The organism is Alishewanella sp. HL-SH06 (assembly GCF_052656265.1).
This window is the reverse complement of sequence record NZ_CP199752.1, coordinates 1,711,571-1,726,978: the sequence shown is the minus strand read 5'-3', so window position 1 is coordinate 1,726,978 and position 15,408 is coordinate 1,711,571. Positions and strand designations below refer to the sequence as shown.

13 protein-coding genes are annotated in these 15,408 nt (G+C 44.3%); 7 read left to right on the top strand and 6 right to left on the bottom strand.

The genetic code is table 11. From position 1 onward, the window contains the following. Nucleotides 1–47: 47 nt before the first annotated feature. A complete protein-coding gene (locus tag ACUJFK_RS07950; protein WP_445426600.1) occupies nucleotides 48–755 on the top strand; it encodes a phosphatase PAP2 family protein in 708 nt (235 codons plus the stop codon). A 212-nt stretch (nucleotides 756–967) separates the two neighbouring features. Further along, on the top strand, nucleotides 968–2,350 hold the full coding sequence (locus ACUJFK_RS07945) for a histidine kinase dimerization/phospho-acceptor domain-containing protein (RefSeq protein WP_445426599.1): 1,383 nt from the start codon (nucleotides 968–970) through the stop codon (nucleotides 2,348–2,350). 123 nt (nucleotides 2,351–2,473) lie between these two features. Here the strand turns inward: ACUJFK_RS07945 and ACUJFK_RS07940 are convergent, their stop codons facing one another. Together ACUJFK_RS07940 and rmuC are read right to left on the bottom strand one after the other, a co-directional pair. Next, nucleotides 2,474–2,791: a hypothetical protein gene (locus ACUJFK_RS07940; protein ID WP_226750901.1), complete on the bottom strand. Its 318-nt coding sequence runs from the start codon at nucleotides 2,789–2,791 to the stop codon at nucleotides 2,474–2,476. A gap of 238 nt (nucleotides 2,792–3,029) precedes the next feature. Continuing rightward, nucleotides 3,030–4,862 carry a DNA recombination protein RmuC gene (rmuC, locus tag ACUJFK_RS07935; RefSeq protein WP_445426598.1) on the bottom strand — a complete coding sequence of 611 codons (1,833 nt, stop codon included), beginning with the start codon at nucleotides 4,860–4,862 and terminating at the stop codon, nucleotides 3,030–3,032. A gap of 218 nt (nucleotides 4,863–5,080) precedes the next feature. On the opposite strand from rmuC, the gene ACUJFK_RS07930 reads away from it, so the two are divergent. From ACUJFK_RS07930 to ACUJFK_RS07915, 4 genes are all read left to right on the top strand, one after another. Beyond that, nucleotides 5,081–5,617, top strand: coding sequence for a phosphatase PAP2 family protein (locus ACUJFK_RS07930; protein WP_445426597.1), 537 nt, complete (start codon nucleotides 5,081–5,083; stop codon nucleotides 5,615–5,617). A gap of 14 nt (nucleotides 5,618–5,631) precedes the next feature. Next, nucleotides 5,632–6,669 carry a glycosyltransferase family protein gene (locus ACUJFK_RS07925; RefSeq protein ID WP_445426596.1) on the top strand — a complete coding sequence of 346 codons (1,038 nt, stop codon included), beginning with the start codon at nucleotides 5,632–5,634 and terminating at the stop codon, nucleotides 6,667–6,669. Between the two features lie 115 nt (nucleotides 6,670–6,784). Beyond that, nucleotides 6,785–7,222 (top strand): OsmC family protein, encoded by a 438-nt coding sequence (locus tag ACUJFK_RS07920; protein ID WP_445426595.1) that lies wholly within the window; start codon nucleotides 6,785–6,787, stop codon nucleotides 7,220–7,222. A gap of 311 nt (nucleotides 7,223–7,533) precedes the next feature. Continuing rightward, nucleotides 7,534–9,714 carry an EAL domain-containing protein gene (locus tag ACUJFK_RS07915; protein ID WP_445426594.1) on the top strand — a complete coding sequence of 727 codons (2,181 nt, stop codon included), beginning with the start codon at nucleotides 7,534–7,536 and terminating at the stop codon, nucleotides 9,712–9,714. 116 nt (nucleotides 9,715–9,830) lie between these two features. Here ACUJFK_RS07915 and ACUJFK_RS07910 read toward each other — a convergent pair whose 3' ends face one another. The 3 genes from ACUJFK_RS07910 to ACUJFK_RS07900 all read right to left on the bottom strand — a co-directional run bounded on the left by ACUJFK_RS07910 (nucleotide 9,831) and on the right by ACUJFK_RS07900 (nucleotide 14,025). Next, a complete protein-coding gene (locus ACUJFK_RS07910) occupies nucleotides 9,831–12,431 on the bottom strand; it encodes an ATP-binding protein (protein WP_445426593.1) in 2,601 nt (866 codons plus the stop codon). Between the two features lie 54 nt (nucleotides 12,432–12,485). Continuing rightward, complete coding sequence (locus ACUJFK_RS07905; protein ID WP_445426592.1) at nucleotides 12,486–12,947, bottom strand: response regulator; 462 nt, start codon at nucleotides 12,945–12,947, stop codon at nucleotides 12,486–12,488. Between the two features lie 484 nt (nucleotides 12,948–13,431). Beyond that, nucleotides 13,432–14,025 carry a TetR/AcrR family transcriptional regulator gene (locus ACUJFK_RS07900; RefSeq protein WP_445426591.1) on the bottom strand — a complete coding sequence of 198 codons (594 nt, stop codon included), beginning with the start codon at nucleotides 14,023–14,025 and terminating at the stop codon, nucleotides 13,432–13,434. Between the two features lie 134 nt (nucleotides 14,026–14,159). On the opposite strand from ACUJFK_RS07900, the gene ACUJFK_RS07895 reads away from it, so the two are divergent. Then, entirely contained in the window at nucleotides 14,160–14,576 is a 417-nt protein-coding gene (locus ACUJFK_RS07895; RefSeq protein ID WP_445426590.1) for a hypothetical protein, read from the top strand. Between the two features lies 1 nt (nucleotide 14,577). Here ACUJFK_RS07895 and ACUJFK_RS07890 read toward each other — a convergent pair whose 3' ends face one another. Continuing rightward, the gene (locus tag ACUJFK_RS07890) at nucleotides 14,578–15,405 is read right to left on the bottom strand and encodes a sterol desaturase family protein (RefSeq protein WP_445426589.1); all 828 of its coding nucleotides are present in this window, start codon (nucleotides 15,403–15,405) and stop codon (nucleotides 14,578–14,580) included. Between the last annotated feature and the right edge of the window lie 3 nt (nucleotides 15,406–15,408).

Sequence of the window (15,408 nt, the reverse complement as noted above, 5' to 3'; positions counted from 1 at the left end):
GCGCTACGTAAATAGCCTTTGTTCGACTATATAGGGTGAGAGATAGTATGTTGGTTCGTCAGTTTTTCTTAAATCGCACTATGCTTGGGCTACTCGTAGCTTATGCCGTCATCATGGCGGTATTGGATTATGCCGGTGGTGATTTATGGTTTGCCCGTTTTTTGTATTCGCTGGAAGGGCAGCAATGGCTATTACGCGAACACTGGCTCACCCAAACCGTTTTGCATGAGGGTGCCAGAAGCCTGAATTATATTCTGGTTTTGGCTGTGCTACTCACCACCTTATATTACGGTTTACAAGCAACACGTTATCCAACCAAAGCGCGGGCTTACGCTGCGTTGAGCCTATCCTTGGCTACCTCTTTTTTTATTGTCGCCTACCTTAAAACCATCACCAACGTAGCCTGTCCTTGGGATTTATTGGCCTTTGGTGGCAGCGAGCCTTATATACATTACTTGCAAATAAAACCGTCTTTTTTACCCTACCACCGTTGTTTTCCTGCGGGCCATGCCAGTGTCGGTTTTGCTTGGGTGGCATTGTATTTTTTCTTTGAAAAAACCGCACCAACGTGGCGTTATTCTGGCTTAGCCCTAGGGCTAGTGGCGGGCAGTGTTTTGGGTATGGCGCAGCAATTACGTGGGGCTCACTTTTTGTCGCATGATTTAACCACTCTACTACTTTGTCTGGGCTGTGCTCGATTTTGCTTTATGCTCTTTTTTAAAACCGAAACCTCATGGGTTGCTCATAGCAGCTAACTTAGCCCCCTGAGGTTGACATGCTGCGGTTGGCCTTAACAAAACTTGGAAAGATTGAACGAAAACATTGCGTTATCATGCTGAAACAGCCATGCTTAATTAGCTTAAAACGCATCTAAACTATGCAATAACAGTAACTACTTTTGTGCAGTAAAAACCTGCCTTCTTATTTATCACTATCAATGGTGTAGGCTCTATGTTGAAGTGTCGCTATGCAGTTTAACAGTATCAAATTTTGGTTGTTGTTGGTGATCAACAGCATTATTTTTGTCAGTTTAAGTATCACCGCTTATATTTCTTACAATAATGCGCTGCATGAGTTAGATGAGATTTACGATGCCCAATTAGCGCGAAATGCTCGCTTGGTAAGTGCCTTGTTGCATAACATTTCGTTTGACGACACCGAGTTACCTATCATCATCACCGTACCCAACATTATCGACAGCGGTGAAAATCAAACCGCCGCGCAACAACGGCAATATTCGGCCCATAAATATGAACGCAAGCTAGCCTTTCAGGTATGGCAACATGACAAATTGCTGATGGAATCGGAAAATACCTTAAGCTTTCCGCCTTTGGTTAAAAACGAAGGTTTCCATGAATTGTTTTATCAAGATGAATTATGGATCAGCTTTGTGTTGTATTTACCGGAGCAAGATACCTGGGTAGTGACGGCGCAGCGAGAAGATGTGCGCGAAGAAATCAGTGGTCATCTTGCCTTAGCGCAAATTAGACCCATTTTAGTGTTGCTACTGCCTTTAAGTATTCTAATTTACATTGTAATTAAATGGGTGCTATTACCATTAAAACAACTAGCACGGCTAGTGGCGGCCAAATCGCCTGAACAATTAACCGAAATTACCTTGGCACAACCGGCCGAGTTACAACCGATTAAGCTGGCAATTAATCAGTTGATCCATCGCGTTGCCCATTTTTTACATCAAGAAAAGCGTTTTACCGCTGACGCCGCGCACGAATTGAGAACCCCACTCAGCATTTTGCAGTTGCACTGTACCAACTTATTAGATGCGAAAACACCCGAAGAAATCAAACAAGCGGCAGAGTCGATCTTACTTGGCAGTAAGAAAATGACTCATCTGGTGAATCAATTATTACAGCTTAGCCGCGTAGAGCGGATTGCCGATACCGCGTGTAGTAACATGCCGCTGACGCAACTGTTGAACAACAGCTTATCCGCATTACCGCTAACGCTTTTAGAAAGCACAGAATGGCAGCTTACTGTGGACCCCGCATTGAATATTTACGGCGAGCCGTTGTTACTGAGTATTGTATTTAAAAATCTACTCGAAAATGCAGCTAAGTATGCAGAGCCGGAGCAGCAAGTTAGCGTAACGGCCGCTAAAAATGACGACAATTCATTGGTTATTTCTATCATCAACCCATCGCAAATTAAACCCGATGTTAACCGCATGGGTGAGCGATTTTATCGCGATCCGAAACATCAATCTATCAACGGCAGTGGGCTAGGTTTATCTATTGTGATGCGGATTGTCGAGTTACATCACGCCAATATAAGCTATCAGCTTGCGGCGGATAACTTTAACGTGACGTTAACGTTCCCTCTTAAAGAGTGATCTACCAAGGCTTAATAGCCCTAGCAGAAGCTAACCAACAACGCTTAGCAGCGAAAACGGTTTATCTGCTGCAATCAGATTAATTAAGCCCTCAGCCAACCGTGCTAAGGGCCTGGTTATGGACTAACGAAATCCCAGTTCATTCATGTAGCGATGGTATTGCTCAGATACCGCAGCACATTGCGCCATATAATCATCTAAGCTTTTGTTTAACCGTGCAGCTTCGTCATTCAGAAAGCGGATCACGAATTGATCAGAACCCGGCATTTTATGGGTTTGTTGAAACGTAATAATTTGGCTAAGGGCATCACACATCCCCGTCGCTTTGGCGACGATCATCATTTGGATGCGTTCATCATTCTGCTGTTTTGCGGGTTGCGCCTCAGAAGCGATGCTTTGAAACGTTAAACAGATAAAAATCAGGCTTAAAAATTTGCTCATGTTGATACTCCACACAGCTCATAACATTATTGGCTGGTTATAGCCTGAGTCAGCCGGCTTTACAAGCCCAGTTGGCTTAGCGTAGTGGGTTTCGCTTGGTTCGCTTAGCCCAGATGGCGGGCGTCTAGACAAAATAATCATCATGCCGCAGCGGCTTTACTCTGCATGCCTGTTACCACGTTGGGACGGGTTTAGCCTTATAGCGCTAAACCCGATTATCGCCGGCAATAGCGCCGGTTTATGAGTTTGAAAACTCGACTACCGTATCATCACGTAATAGCGTGGCTTGAGGTGCCTCGTCCGAGCTGTCGGGGGTGATAAAATCAATTTCTAACGCGGCTTTTTCAACAAAATAACTGGGCAGTTCAGCTTTTATCGCCGGAGCAAGATTTTTAAACTCACCCACCTGTTTCACCAAGTTACCTTTGCCACTGACCAGTTGATTTTCAGCGGTGCTGTAGGCCTCAGTTGCGGTATCTAAGCCTTTTTTAATCTTTTCAAAACTGCTTAAAAAAGTATTCAGCTTTTTAAAAACGGCCTCAGCTTTACTCGCCAGCGCCGCCGTATGTTTGTTTTGATCTTCATAGCGCCACAGCTGACGCACAATGTTCAAGCTGGTTAATAAGGTGGTCGGTGTCGCGACCAGCACATTGTTTTCGATAGCCTGCTGAAATAAGCTTTCGTCTGCTTTTAACGCTTCAACAAAAGCTGACTCTATCGGAATAAACATAAACACCATTTCGGGTGAATTCAGACCCGGTAACTTGTAGTAATCGCGATCAGCCAGTTCTTTAATGCGGCTAGCTACTGCGCTAACGTGCTCTTTTAAAGCTTGTGCCCGCTCAATGTCATCCACACTATTCACATAGCGGGTATAAGCATTCAGCGATACTTTGGCATCAATAATAAGGTGTTTACCCTGCGGTAAATAGACCACCGCATCAGGCCGCTGTCGCCCTTCACTGGTGCTGAAACTCACTTCGCGTTTGTAATCGGTACCTAGCTGCAAGCCAGAGCGATCCAACACATTCTCTAGCACCAACTCACCCCAATTACCTTGCAGTTTTTTCTGTCCACGTAACGCGGTAGAAAGCTCATGGGCTTCGGTGGTGATTTTTTGATTTAGCTCTTTTAATGAGGCGAGCTCTTTGCGTAATTCACCTTGCTGTGTGGTTTCACGATGATGAATTTCTTGCACTTCTTTTTTAAAGCTATCAATCGATTGTTGAAACGGACTCATCACCGCACTTAATGACAGCTTACTGCTCTCCTGCAAAGATTTGGTTTTCGCTTCTAAAATATCGTTCGACAACACTTTAAATTGCTCTGCAAGGCTATGTTTTTGTGCCGTAAAATTGGCAACCTCGCGCGCATGGCTGGCTTCGCGTTCAGCTTGCTCGGTTTGCAGTTGCGTATAAGCCCGATTTAATTGGCTTAATTGCTGTTGCAGTACGTCATGCTTGTCGGCGGCTTGGCTCAAGCTGGCTTTCATGTCTTGTAACTGCAAACGCGTTTCTTGCTCGGCCACTTCTGCCGCTTTGGCTTTTTTGCCTTCTAGTGATAACTCGGCTTTTAACACACTGACTCGCTCTCGCTCCTCTTGTAATTCTTGCTGAGTGTGCATTAACCGCTGACGTAACTCTGTGGCCATTTCACGCTGTGCCCGGCCCTCTGCCTGTGCCGCTTCAAGCTGTTTTTCGCTGTTATGTAAAACTTGTCTTAGCTTATCAAGATCTGCACGTAATAAGCTAAGCTGTTGTTTTTGCTCACTCGCCTCGCTAACTATCCGTTTTTCGTTCTGTTCCGCATGCTGTAATTGCGCGTGTAACCGGCTTTGCGTTAATTCCTGTTGGTGGGCAGCTAACTCTTGTTGTTTAAGCGTGGTTTGCAGCTGCTGATGCTGGGCATGAAGTTGCACCAGTGCAGTGCGCTCATTCATTAATTGCGTGGCTAATTCCGCATTTTTTCGAGCAAAAAGAGTTTTTGCTACTAAAAAACTGATTAACGCTAACAAAAACGCACTTGTGCTTAAAACAACAATTAACTCGGGTGTCCACTGCAAAGAAAGCATGATTTATCCTTAAAATTCAGGGCTTGTCGAAGATCCCAATACCATCAAACTATAAAGCAATCACACTGTAAATGCAGCTTCGCCGTTAAAATATGTCGGGCAAAACAGCCACCAGCACGCCTTTGCGTTCAAGCTGTCATAAAGGCTTCATTTGGTTTTCACCTTAGTGTCATCTTCAGCACCTGTAATAGCTGCAGATTTCGCCAGAGATAAAACAGATGAATACACGACAAAAATTAAGTTTATTAGATAATCAGCTGTTCTTTCGCGTTAACTTGGTTGGCCAAATGCCGTCGATAAAAAAGCTCAGCTTGGCCTTATCTCGCTGTGGCGATGGCCCCTTGTATTTACTTTGTGCGTTATTAATTTGGCAGTTTGAGCAACACCAAGGTCAGCTGTTTTTTCAAAGCTGCTTACTGGCTTTTGCCATCGAGTTACCCCTGTACTTGTTACTAAAAAATGTCATTCAGCGCGAACGCCCTCGCGGTGCCGCCCAGCATGGTTGGACACCGGCCATTCGTCCCTCTGATCGCTTTAGTTTTCCCTCTGGTCACACTGCTGCAGCCTTTCTGTTTGCTTGGTTGCTGGCGGCTTTTTATCCAGCGTTTACCCCCTATTATTTATTGCTGGCAAGTGGCATCGGCCTATCCAGAGTGCTTTTAGGTGTGCATTACCTAACAGACATACTTGCCGGTGCAACATTAGGTTCGGCTATTGCCTTACTGCTGCTGGGCAGCCAGCTTGTTGTAATATAAAGACACTAAACCCGATGAAAATACTCTATGGAGTGCAGGCAACCGGAAATGGACATATCACCCGTGCGCGTGCCTTGTTACCGGCATTACAGCAACAAGGCATCGAGGTAGACTTTTTATTCAGTGGCCGCTCTGAAGCACAACTGTTTGATATGGCGATGTTTAAAGACTATGCCTGGGCTAACGGCTTTACCTTTAGTAGCCGTAATGGCAAGGTACAGCCGTTAAGCACGTTACGCCAATTAAAGCCTCTGCAGTTTATAAAAGATGTACGTCAGCTCGATGTTAGTGCTTATGATCTGGTGCTAACAGATTTTGAGCCGGTGAGCGCCTGGGCAGCCAAGCGCCAAGGTATTTTATCAGTGGGTTTAGCTCGGCAGTATGCTTTGCGTCATCCGCTGGCGGGCAAGCAGTCGGTAAGCTGGTTAAAAGCCGCTGTCAGTGTTTTTGCACCTGCTCAACACTATCTAGGTGTGCATTGGCAACCTGATTATCCGGATCTGCTGCCGCCATTATTGTCCGCACCGGCCGTTTTTAATCAGCCTGCTAACTTTGCTAGCTTTGAACCCTTTATCTTGGTGTATTTACCTTTTGAACAACTTACACAAGTTTTAGCTTGGCTAAAGCAATACCCAGTTTGGCAATTTAAACTCTACACCGACATTAAGGCGCCTTACCAAGATGAAAATGTCAAACTACTGCCATTCTCCCGACAAGCTTTTCCGCTTGATTTACACCACGCTAGCGGTGTTATTTGTAACAGTGGTTTTGGCCTATGCAGCGAAGCTCTGCGCGCTGGTAAAAAACTGCTGATCAAGCCATTAAAGGGGCAAATCGAACAAGCCTATAATGCCTATACCTTAGCAAATATGGCCAAAGCAAGTGTGTTCTCTGACTTTACGGCCAACGTCTTAGATACTTGGTTACAACAAGAAGCTGCTCAACCTTATGCTTTCCCTGATCCCCTGCCCGCTGTAGCGCAATGGCTTAAACAAGGCTGCGTTCGCCCCGTATCAGATGTTGTACGCCAAGCTTGGCAACAGAACGAATAGACGCGGTGATACTTAGCTTAAACCCGCATAAAAGTTGATCTAGAACAGGTGGCCTAGCCAGTTTGCTGCTAAGATTAGTTTAATCTAATAAAATACTAATTTAAGGGCAATACCAATGAGTGAACTTAAAACGGTTTCTGTTAATGCCAACATGGATGCGGGCTTTGCCATTAGCGGTGTCATGGATGGGCACACGGTTGTTATCGACCAACCGGTTGCCGCTAAAGGTACTGGCTTGGGCCCTACGCCGTTGCAAATGTTGTTATTTACCGTGGGCGCCTGTATCGGCACCATTGGTCGGATCGCGGCCTTTCAACAAAAAATCATCTTGCGCAGCATGCAAGTAAAAGTGGATGGTGATTACAATCCTGCCGGCTTGCTTGGCAAAACCACTGATGTTCGAGTGGGTTTTACGGAGATCCGCATCAGTGCCGTGATCGATGCCGATTTAACCGATGAACAAAAACAACAGTTTTTAGATGAAATCTGTCAACGTTGCCCATTGCATGACAATTTAACCCACAGCACGATTGTAGTGCATAGTTTAGCTTAGAAATAGCCACTTTATGGCCACCTGTCGCTGAGCTTCGGTGGCCGCTTACTTTTTCACTGCTTCGTGCTGCAAAAGCTCATAAAAAATTGATTGATGTCACGATTTACTTAGGCACGCACATTCGCGATCGTTGTTTTTAACAATAACTTTAACAGCAAAACTAATACCGACATTTAGCGCGAATACAGGCTATACTGTCAAAGAATTACTGGCTATTTTCGGCATTATGCTAAATATTGGATGGTTTTCAATCACTTCTGAATACATACTCTCATTGCATTCTTTAAATCTGATTAAAATAAAAGGCCGTTATGCGGATTGAAAAAAGATTATTGATTCTCGACGATGACGAATTAATCTGCAAAACCATAGCCGATGTGGCTAAAAAAGACGGTTTTACTGTTCGATATACCACGGATTACCTGACTTTCCAAAACCTGTTAGATAACTGGCCTCCTAATAACATTATAATAGATTTGAATATGCCGACGATGGATGGCGTACAAATTCTGAATGCGTTAGCCGATAAGGGCAATCAAAGTAAAATTGTTATCTGTAGTGGTGTCAGTGAACGCATAATCGAAGCGGCAGCTCGTTCAGCCAAGGCGCGAGGGTTAAATATTATCGGTATTTTACCCAAGCCTTTTTATGTTAAACAAATACGCGATGTGCTGCACGAGCCGCTGCACAACGATAATAAACATGCGTTAAAAAACGTATTGCAGCAGCAACAGGCCTACGATGTTAACGCTATAAAAAATAAATTAATGCATGCCATTGAGCACAACATTATCACCTTTGCTGTGCAACCCATTATCAAATGCCGAACCCATCAAATTAAAGGCTTTGAGGTATTGGCGCGTTGGCAAGATGATGAACTGGGCTTTATTAGCCCTGATGTATTTATCAAGATAGCAGAAAACCACAACCTAATTGACGCTTTAACCTTACTCATCTTTAAACAAGCGCTTACCTGGTTCAGCGAACTGATGCAGCATTGCACGTTGCTGAGCAAAGAACACAAAAACAAACTCACGCTGTCTCTAAATATCTCTGCTTGCTCATTACAACAAAACCACATGGTGTCGGAATTAGCCAACCTGTGCGCGGAACTCAATATTAGCCCGAGCCATGTGATCTTAGAACTGACTGAAACAGCGGCAATGGAAGATCCTATATTATCGATGGATCTTCTCACTCGGCTACGTTTAAAAGGGTTCAGGTTATCTATTGATGACTTTGGTACCGGGTTTTCGTCAATGCTGCAATTAGTGCGTTTGCCCTTTTCCGAATTAAAAATTGACCGATCTTTTACCATGACCGCTTTAGATGCGGAAGAATCAAAAATAGTCATCAATGCCACCATTGAACTGGCGCACCGCTTAGGTTTAAAAGTTACCGCCGAAGGCATTGAAGATGAGGCTACACTGGCATTGCTAAAAAGAATGAATGCCGATAATGCCCAAGGCTACTTTATTGCCAGGCCCATGGCGGCAGACCAAGTGACAGCATGGATTGAACACAATACTCAGGCCTCGGAAGAGAAGCGGATCGCCATTTTAAAAGCCTATGAATTACTGGATTCGCCCGAAGAAGAGCGCTTCGATCGGATCACCCGTCTCGCAGCCCGTTTATTTAACGTGCCGGTCAGTGTATTTTCGTTGATCGATACAAACAGACAATGGTTTAAATCTCGCAAAGGTACTGATTTAAAAGAAACGCCTCGCTCAGTGGCCTTTTGTGATCATACCATCCGTGAGCAACATACTTTTATTGTGCCAGATGCGCAACAAGACGAACGCTTTAAGGGCAATATCTTAGTCACAGGCTCTCCCCATATTCGTTTCTACGCCGGTTACCCGGTTACGGTATCTGAAGGAGAATCCTTAGGCACACTTTGCATTATCGACAATAAACCGAGAGAATTCTCCGCAAAAGACAGCGCACTGCTAAAAAGCTTAGCTGAATTAGTCACTATTGAGTTGCAAGAATCAGCAAACTCGCATGCGGATCCGATCACTGGGTTGATGGATCGCAAATCTTTTGAGAAACGGGCGATGCTGCTAAACGAGTTGTGCCGTAAAGAAGGCTTAACTTATTTAATGCTATATTTTGATTTAAATGGCTTTAACGACATTAATCAGCAATACGGTCGCCTCACGGGTGAAGAAGTACTGCAAGAGTTCGCTAACGATTTAAAATCGACTTTTCGTGAGTCAGATTTAATTGCCCGTTTAGGCTTGGACGAGTTTATCGTGGTCATGATCAGTAATCATGACATCGATGTAGAACAGCTTATTCAAAGGCTACGCGATACCATTGGTTTTAAAAAACATAACTCGGCTAAATTACCTGCCATTGCATTTTCTTATGGCTCGGCTATCTCAAATGCTGCAAAACCCATGACTTTACAGCAGCTGTATCACAAAGCCGATGTTATGATGCATATTAACTCTGAGAGTAAAGCTAATCGCTTATTAACCCCTGATTAATGCTCAAAGCTTAACACATTAAACAGACATGAAAACTCGCTTGATCGGTCAAAGCGCTGGATACATTTAACCCTAATACATGCGATATAACGAGCGGTACCCGATAACCGCAGCCGTTATTGACCACACAGCGGAATTTTTACCGTAAAGGTGGTACCCTGCCCTAAGCTTGTCTCAAGCAAAATGTCGCCTTTCACTTCAACTAATAATGAGCGTACAATTGAAAGCCCTAAACCGGTGCCTTCACCGCGTTTTTTCGTAGTGAAAAATGGCGTGAACAAACGGGCCTTCGTTTCATCAGTAATACCGGTACCATGATCCTGCACCGCAACGTAGGCATAATGCTCATCATGCCAATGCGTTAAACGGATGAGTTTTTCGGCATATCCCGCCATCGCATCTTTGGCATTGTTAATCAGGTTAATCAGCACTTGTTGGATGGCTGTGGTATCGATGGCGGCGCAGTGCTCCGTCGCCGTAATCGTGGCTTGGATCACCACGCCGTTTTTATGTAGTAATTGATCCATCATTTCTGCCACCTCTTGCACCACCGCAGGTAAATCGCATTGCGCCTGTTTATTTTCTAGCGGCGAGTTTCGCGATAAGCTATTTAATCCTGAGACGATTTTCATGATACGTTCGGCAGCGGTCATGGCTCGCTTATTGGTTTCCATAGCATCCGCTATGGCAGGGGGGGTCTCTTCAAATGCAATTTGTTGTAATTCTAAACTGGATAAAATAATCGCTAACGGGTTATTAATTTCATGGCCGATAGTTGCGGCAAGCTCCCCTAACGACACCAAGCGGGCTTGCTTGGTTGAGGCATCTAATGACAGCTGAATAGCCTTATTTTTAGCAATTTCTTCAGTGATATCAACATTAGTACCAATCACTTTTCTTACTAAACCATTCTCTGCTAACAACATATCAGCATGCGCCCGAATAGTACGAATGCCTTTGTGCGGATGATTAATCCGAAAGGAATGTTGAAAGGTTTGTTGCTGGTGTATCGCACGCTCAAACGCGAGTCGCGTATTTTCTATGTCGCTTTCAACAATACAGGCACTCCAACTCTGGTACTGACCATCAAAATGCTCGGCATCGACACCATAAATCTCGAACATCCGATCGCTCCAATACAAGGTACCAGACTCGGTATCTAAGCTCCAAACGCCAATATCACTGCCATCGGCAATCACTTTTAACTCATGATGACGTTGCAGTTTGATTTGTAATAAGTGCGCTTCTAGCAGCAATACTTGCAGCTCTTCAATCAACGACTTATCAAGCCAAGACCAATCTTCACAGCGATCTTTCATCTCTTCTGTCCACACGGAGAAAGAGCGTCTTGGCGATAAATGGGGCTGTTGCTGCGCATCAGCGAGGGTTTTCTCGTAGGGATTACCCGCCCAATTAATCTGCGTGATGGCTTCTTTACGACATAACAGCAAACAAGGTGCTTGTTCAACACGGGGATCTTCAGCGATTAATCGGATAACACACACCCCAGCGACATCGGTTTGCCGCTGCTCTGGCGACAATAGAGCGTTCAGTGAATCAATAAAGATCACAGTATCAGGGTTAGATTGTAATGTGGCTTGTAATGCTAAAAACGCCTCTGTGGTTAAACTGCTGCCAAAACCTCTTAGCTGAGTACCATCAAACCAAGCTCCCCCATCCGCCCGTGTTAACGCTAAAATCTTGCTAGAAATGTGCTGATGGGCCTTAGGGTTATCGATAAATTTTTGAATATCCCCGATGGTTAATGCTCGGCGCAAGGTGCGGTTTTTATTAAACAGCACTTTGGCTTCTATGCGTTCAATAAACAACGCACTCATTAAGGCAATGGTTTCGCAGGACAACCGTGTCTCATGGTTCAAATAATGCGCACCACTATAATGATGACACGCCACTAAGCCCCAAAGCTTGCCATTTACAATGAGTGAGATCACTAAAGTGGCTTGTACACCCATATTTTGTAAATATTGGATATGCCTCGCTGAGATCGCCCGAGCATCAATGTCTGTCATATCAATGGCAAAATCAACAGTTGGCGCCAGCAACAGGGGTACTGGGGTATAGTTTACATCGGCAATTAACCGCGTTAACTTTTTTTGATAAAGGACTCGCGCTTGAATTGGAATATCTGATGCGGGGAAATGTAAGCCTAAAAAAGAGTCCAGCTCCGGGCTTTTGGCTTCGGCAACAACAGAGCCATTCCATTGTTCATCAAACTGATAAACCATGCAGCGATCAAAACCAATATAATCACGCAGCATCACCAACAAAGTATTAAATAAATCAGAACTGCTTTTACAAGGTAATAGCTGAGCAATAATATGTTGTGCTTGGCTTTGGGCATCTTGGCTACTGCCCGAGGTTGCAACAACCGCTTCTATTTCTACCGCTTGCCAGTGGGGTTTATCGGTTAAGGCATGACTGCGTATATGATAGGCTTGCTGATCAATACTGAGTATTTGATTTAATGCGGGTAATGCGGCTAAATTAACCAACTTAAAACAGGCTAAGGCAGAAAAGGGTTGTCCGAGTACTTGCGCGGTATCCAATCGCATCTGCTTTAAAAAATTGTCAGATACGACTTGGATGAAATGTGCCTCGTCTAAGATAAATAACCAAGCAAAAGGTTGGATCGCGTCAGGAATATGAATAGGTTCTTGTTCGCAATTTGATAAGGTTACTGTTTCAAGCTTGTCCATATACAGCCTATTCAGTTAAAACAAGAAGAAACGCTGCATCAGCAAATTGAGGCTTTAATTACCCAATTGCCTGCGCTCAGCGACCTTGGCTAAAAATTGCGCGACTTTAATGGGTTTAATCAGAACAACATCAGCGCCTGCTTGCAAGAACTTGGCTTCATCATCCTCTTGCGCAAAAGCCGTCATAACGGCTATCAACGCCTTTACTCCAAGGGAACGGATGCGCTGAGTTAAACTGAGCCCATCCATACAAGGCATCGTATAGTCGGTAACCAATACATCTATCATATGCGACTGCTTGGCTAGAAACTTCAAAGCAGCAGAACCACTGTGAAAAACATGAACTACGTGACCTTGATGATGCAGTAACTTGGCGAAGGTTTCAATGAATTGCACTTCATCATCCACTAAAACAAAACGTAAAGAGTCTGTTGCCAATGCTGTCGATGCTGTTACTGAAGCCACGGCATTATCTGAAGTTGTATCAGGAGATGTCATCGCGCGTTTTTTATCCATGTGATTAAACTTATACTTGTCCTTTTTAAATGAAACGCTAAGCAGTTAACCGCCACGGCCCAGGTTCATGCAAACTGTTGTATTTTATAAATTTAACTATGCCGCCCTAATACTTCACGGCAGTGATTGATAAACCCCTTATTCAGCGGCTATGTCACTAGCAACAGGTAATACACTGAACCAATTAATGATCTGTGAAAAACATCGTTGCACGGCCATCGTTATTGCTGTTGTCAAAAGTGGCTGCTTTGCAGCGTAAGTATTTACATCAGTACACCATATCGACAAAGGCGTTGCAGCCAGTTTTTTGGCTGAGTTACTAATAATAGGCAAATAGATAACTCGTTTTAGGTGCTAAAGCCCGTCAGCGAGCTAAAAAATTGTGCCCCTAACTGGCACCATGCCAAACGTAACTATAGCCTAAATAATCTTCAGGCGAACAAATTGTGGCGGCAGACTCGGGCAAACAGCAACACGCAGCGGTTTAATTTACAGCTGGTGGTTTTTCAATACCCGCTAAGATGTCGTCTACCATAGCCTCTAACACAGCAGGCTCGGGTTTGAGCTGAGCATAGGTTTTAAGACCAATAATTTGCGCCTGTAAAGTGCGGCTTAAACGTTCAGGTGGCGCAGAAAGCGCAGCGCCCTCTGCAACCGCCTGCTCAAGTAATGTTTTAAAAGCGAATTCAATATTTTGCAATAGCGTTTTAGCCAATTCAGCTAAGGCCGAGCCTTCTGCGCTTAATTCGGCTACTGTTTTTACTAACATACACACTTGGCTTGGTTCATGCTGCGAACCGAGCACTTGCGAACGGACAAACTGTTTTAACGTTTCCAGCGCCGACTGATGTTGCGCCTGTGCTGATGCAAAGGCCTGCTGCCCTTTTTCTGCATAATGTAATAATGCTTCGTGATACACGCTTTCTTTATCACCAAAACTGGCATACAAGCTGCCTGGTCGTAAATTTACCGCATCCAACAGATCTCGCATCGAGGTTCCATTAAAACCGCGCTGCCAAAACAATTGTTGCGCTTTGCTGATCACCTCGGCGCGGTCAAATTTTATCGAATTGGCCATCTTGCCCTCGTCTTAAACAGGTAAAAAATAATTTTGAACACTTGCTCAACTTGCTTTATAGTACCTCGCCTGCGTTACCAAGTAAATTAACATTTACTCTCTCGCCGACTTACGATATCAAACTAGGAGCCAAGATGTCAGAACAAAACCTCAGATCCTTGCAGCCAAGATTACAATGGTCTTTATTGTCACTGCGCTTAGGCGTATTTATTGTCATGCTAATGTGGACGTTAGACAAATTTGTTAACCCTGCACACAGCGCTGCGGTGTTTGGCAAATTTTATGCTTTGCCCGGTTTAAGTACCGATTTTTTTACCGTTCTTGGCGTATTGCAGCTGATCTTAGTATTAGCATTTGTGGTCGGTTTTAAGAAGCGCATTACCTACGGCATTATTTTACTGATGCACAGTGGTTCTACTTTCTCAAGTTATGCACAATACTTAGACGGCTTTAATAACCTGCTATTCTTTGCAGCGTGGCCCATGTTAGCCGCTTGTTTAGCCTTGTATCTGCTTCGAGATGCCGACACTAAATTTACCCTGGGTAAATAAATTATCTCTTAACCGGTTTATCGTTTCGAGTTGTGTCTTTAACAAGGCGAAACGGTAAGCTGAGTAGGAAAGCTAAACCGGTATTTTGCTCAGGTTTCAGATATTGCACCAAACCAATATCTAATTTCGCATCGCTTTTCCGTGCTTTTTCACAATAACTGCCAAACACACGATCCCAAACGGATAAATTAAAGCCGTAATTACTGTTGGTTTCTACAACGCGCTGACTGTGATGAATGCGATGCATTTGTTGCGTCACGATGAACCAACGCAGTGGCCGCTCAATCATCGCCGGTAAACGAATATTGCTGTGATTAAAAATCGCGCTGGCATTTAAAATAATTTCAAATAGCAACACCGCAAGCGCCGGCACGCCCAGTAAAAACACCAAGAGCAACTTAATAAAGTAACTGAGCAGAATTTCTAGTGGATGAAAGCGCAAGCCACTAGTACTATCAATGTGCGGATCGGCATGATGCACTTGGTGTAAGCGCCAAAGTAATGGAACACGGTGAAACAAGCGGTGTTGCCAATAAATAGCCATATCTAAAAAAAGCACGCTCACCAACACCATTAGCCAATACGGCATGGCGAACAGATACCACAGGCCAAAACTTTGCTGCTGATTGACCTGCGCCAGTGCCACTAAGCTAATTGGCGCTAATAAACGCATTAACAGCGTGCCAGAGACCATTAGCAGCAAATTAGTACGCCAACGCCAAGAACGACCTACCGGATCACGCCGTGCCGGTGCTAATGCTTCCCACAGCATCATCAGCAACAACATGCCTAAAAATACCCCTAGCCGATAATAATTTTCATGCGCCATGCT

What these genes read in the sequence shown, in the direction of transcription:
- ACUJFK_RS07950 (WP_445426600.1), top strand. Translation starts at nt 48, where the DNA reads ATGTTGGTTCGTCAGTTTTTCTTAAATCGCACTATGCTTGGGCTACTC.
- ACUJFK_RS07945 (WP_445426599.1), top strand. Translation starts at nt 968, where the DNA reads ATGCAGTTTAACAGTATCAAATTTTGGTTGTTGTTGGTGATCAACAGC.
- ACUJFK_RS07940 (WP_226750901.1), bottom strand. Translation starts at nt 2,791, where the DNA reads ATGAGCAAATTTTTAAGCCTGATTTTTATCTGTTTAACGTTTCAAAGC.
- rmuC (WP_445426598.1), bottom strand. Translation starts at nt 4,862, where the DNA reads ATGCTTTCTTTGCAGTGGACACCCGAGTTAATTGTTGTTTTAAGCACA.
- ACUJFK_RS07930 (WP_445426597.1), top strand. Translation starts at nt 5,081, where the DNA reads ATGAATACACGACAAAAATTAAGTTTATTAGATAATCAGCTGTTCTTT.
- ACUJFK_RS07925 (WP_445426596.1), top strand. Translation starts at nt 5,632, where the DNA reads ATGAAAATACTCTATGGAGTGCAGGCAACCGGAAATGGACATATCACC.
- ACUJFK_RS07920 (WP_445426595.1), top strand. Translation starts at nt 6,785, where the DNA reads ATGAGTGAACTTAAAACGGTTTCTGTTAATGCCAACATGGATGCGGGC.
- ACUJFK_RS07915 (WP_445426594.1), top strand. Translation starts at nt 7,534, where the DNA reads ATGCGGATTGAAAAAAGATTATTGATTCTCGACGATGACGAATTAATC.
- ACUJFK_RS07910 (WP_445426593.1), bottom strand. Translation starts at nt 12,431, where the DNA reads ATGGACAAGCTTGAAACAGTAACCTTATCAAATTGCGAACAAGAACCT.
- ACUJFK_RS07905 (WP_445426592.1), bottom strand. Translation starts at nt 12,947, where the DNA reads ATGGATAAAAAACGCGCGATGACATCTCCTGATACAACTTCAGATAAT.
- ACUJFK_RS07900 (WP_445426591.1), bottom strand. Translation starts at nt 14,025, where the DNA reads ATGGCCAATTCGATAAAATTTGACCGCGCCGAGGTGATCAGCAAAGCG.
- ACUJFK_RS07895 (WP_445426590.1), top strand. Translation starts at nt 14,160, where the DNA reads ATGTCAGAACAAAACCTCAGATCCTTGCAGCCAAGATTACAATGGTCT.
- ACUJFK_RS07890 (WP_445426589.1), bottom strand. Translation starts at nt 15,405, where the DNA reads ATGGCGCATGAAAATTATTATCGGCTAGGGGTATTTTTAGGCATGTTG.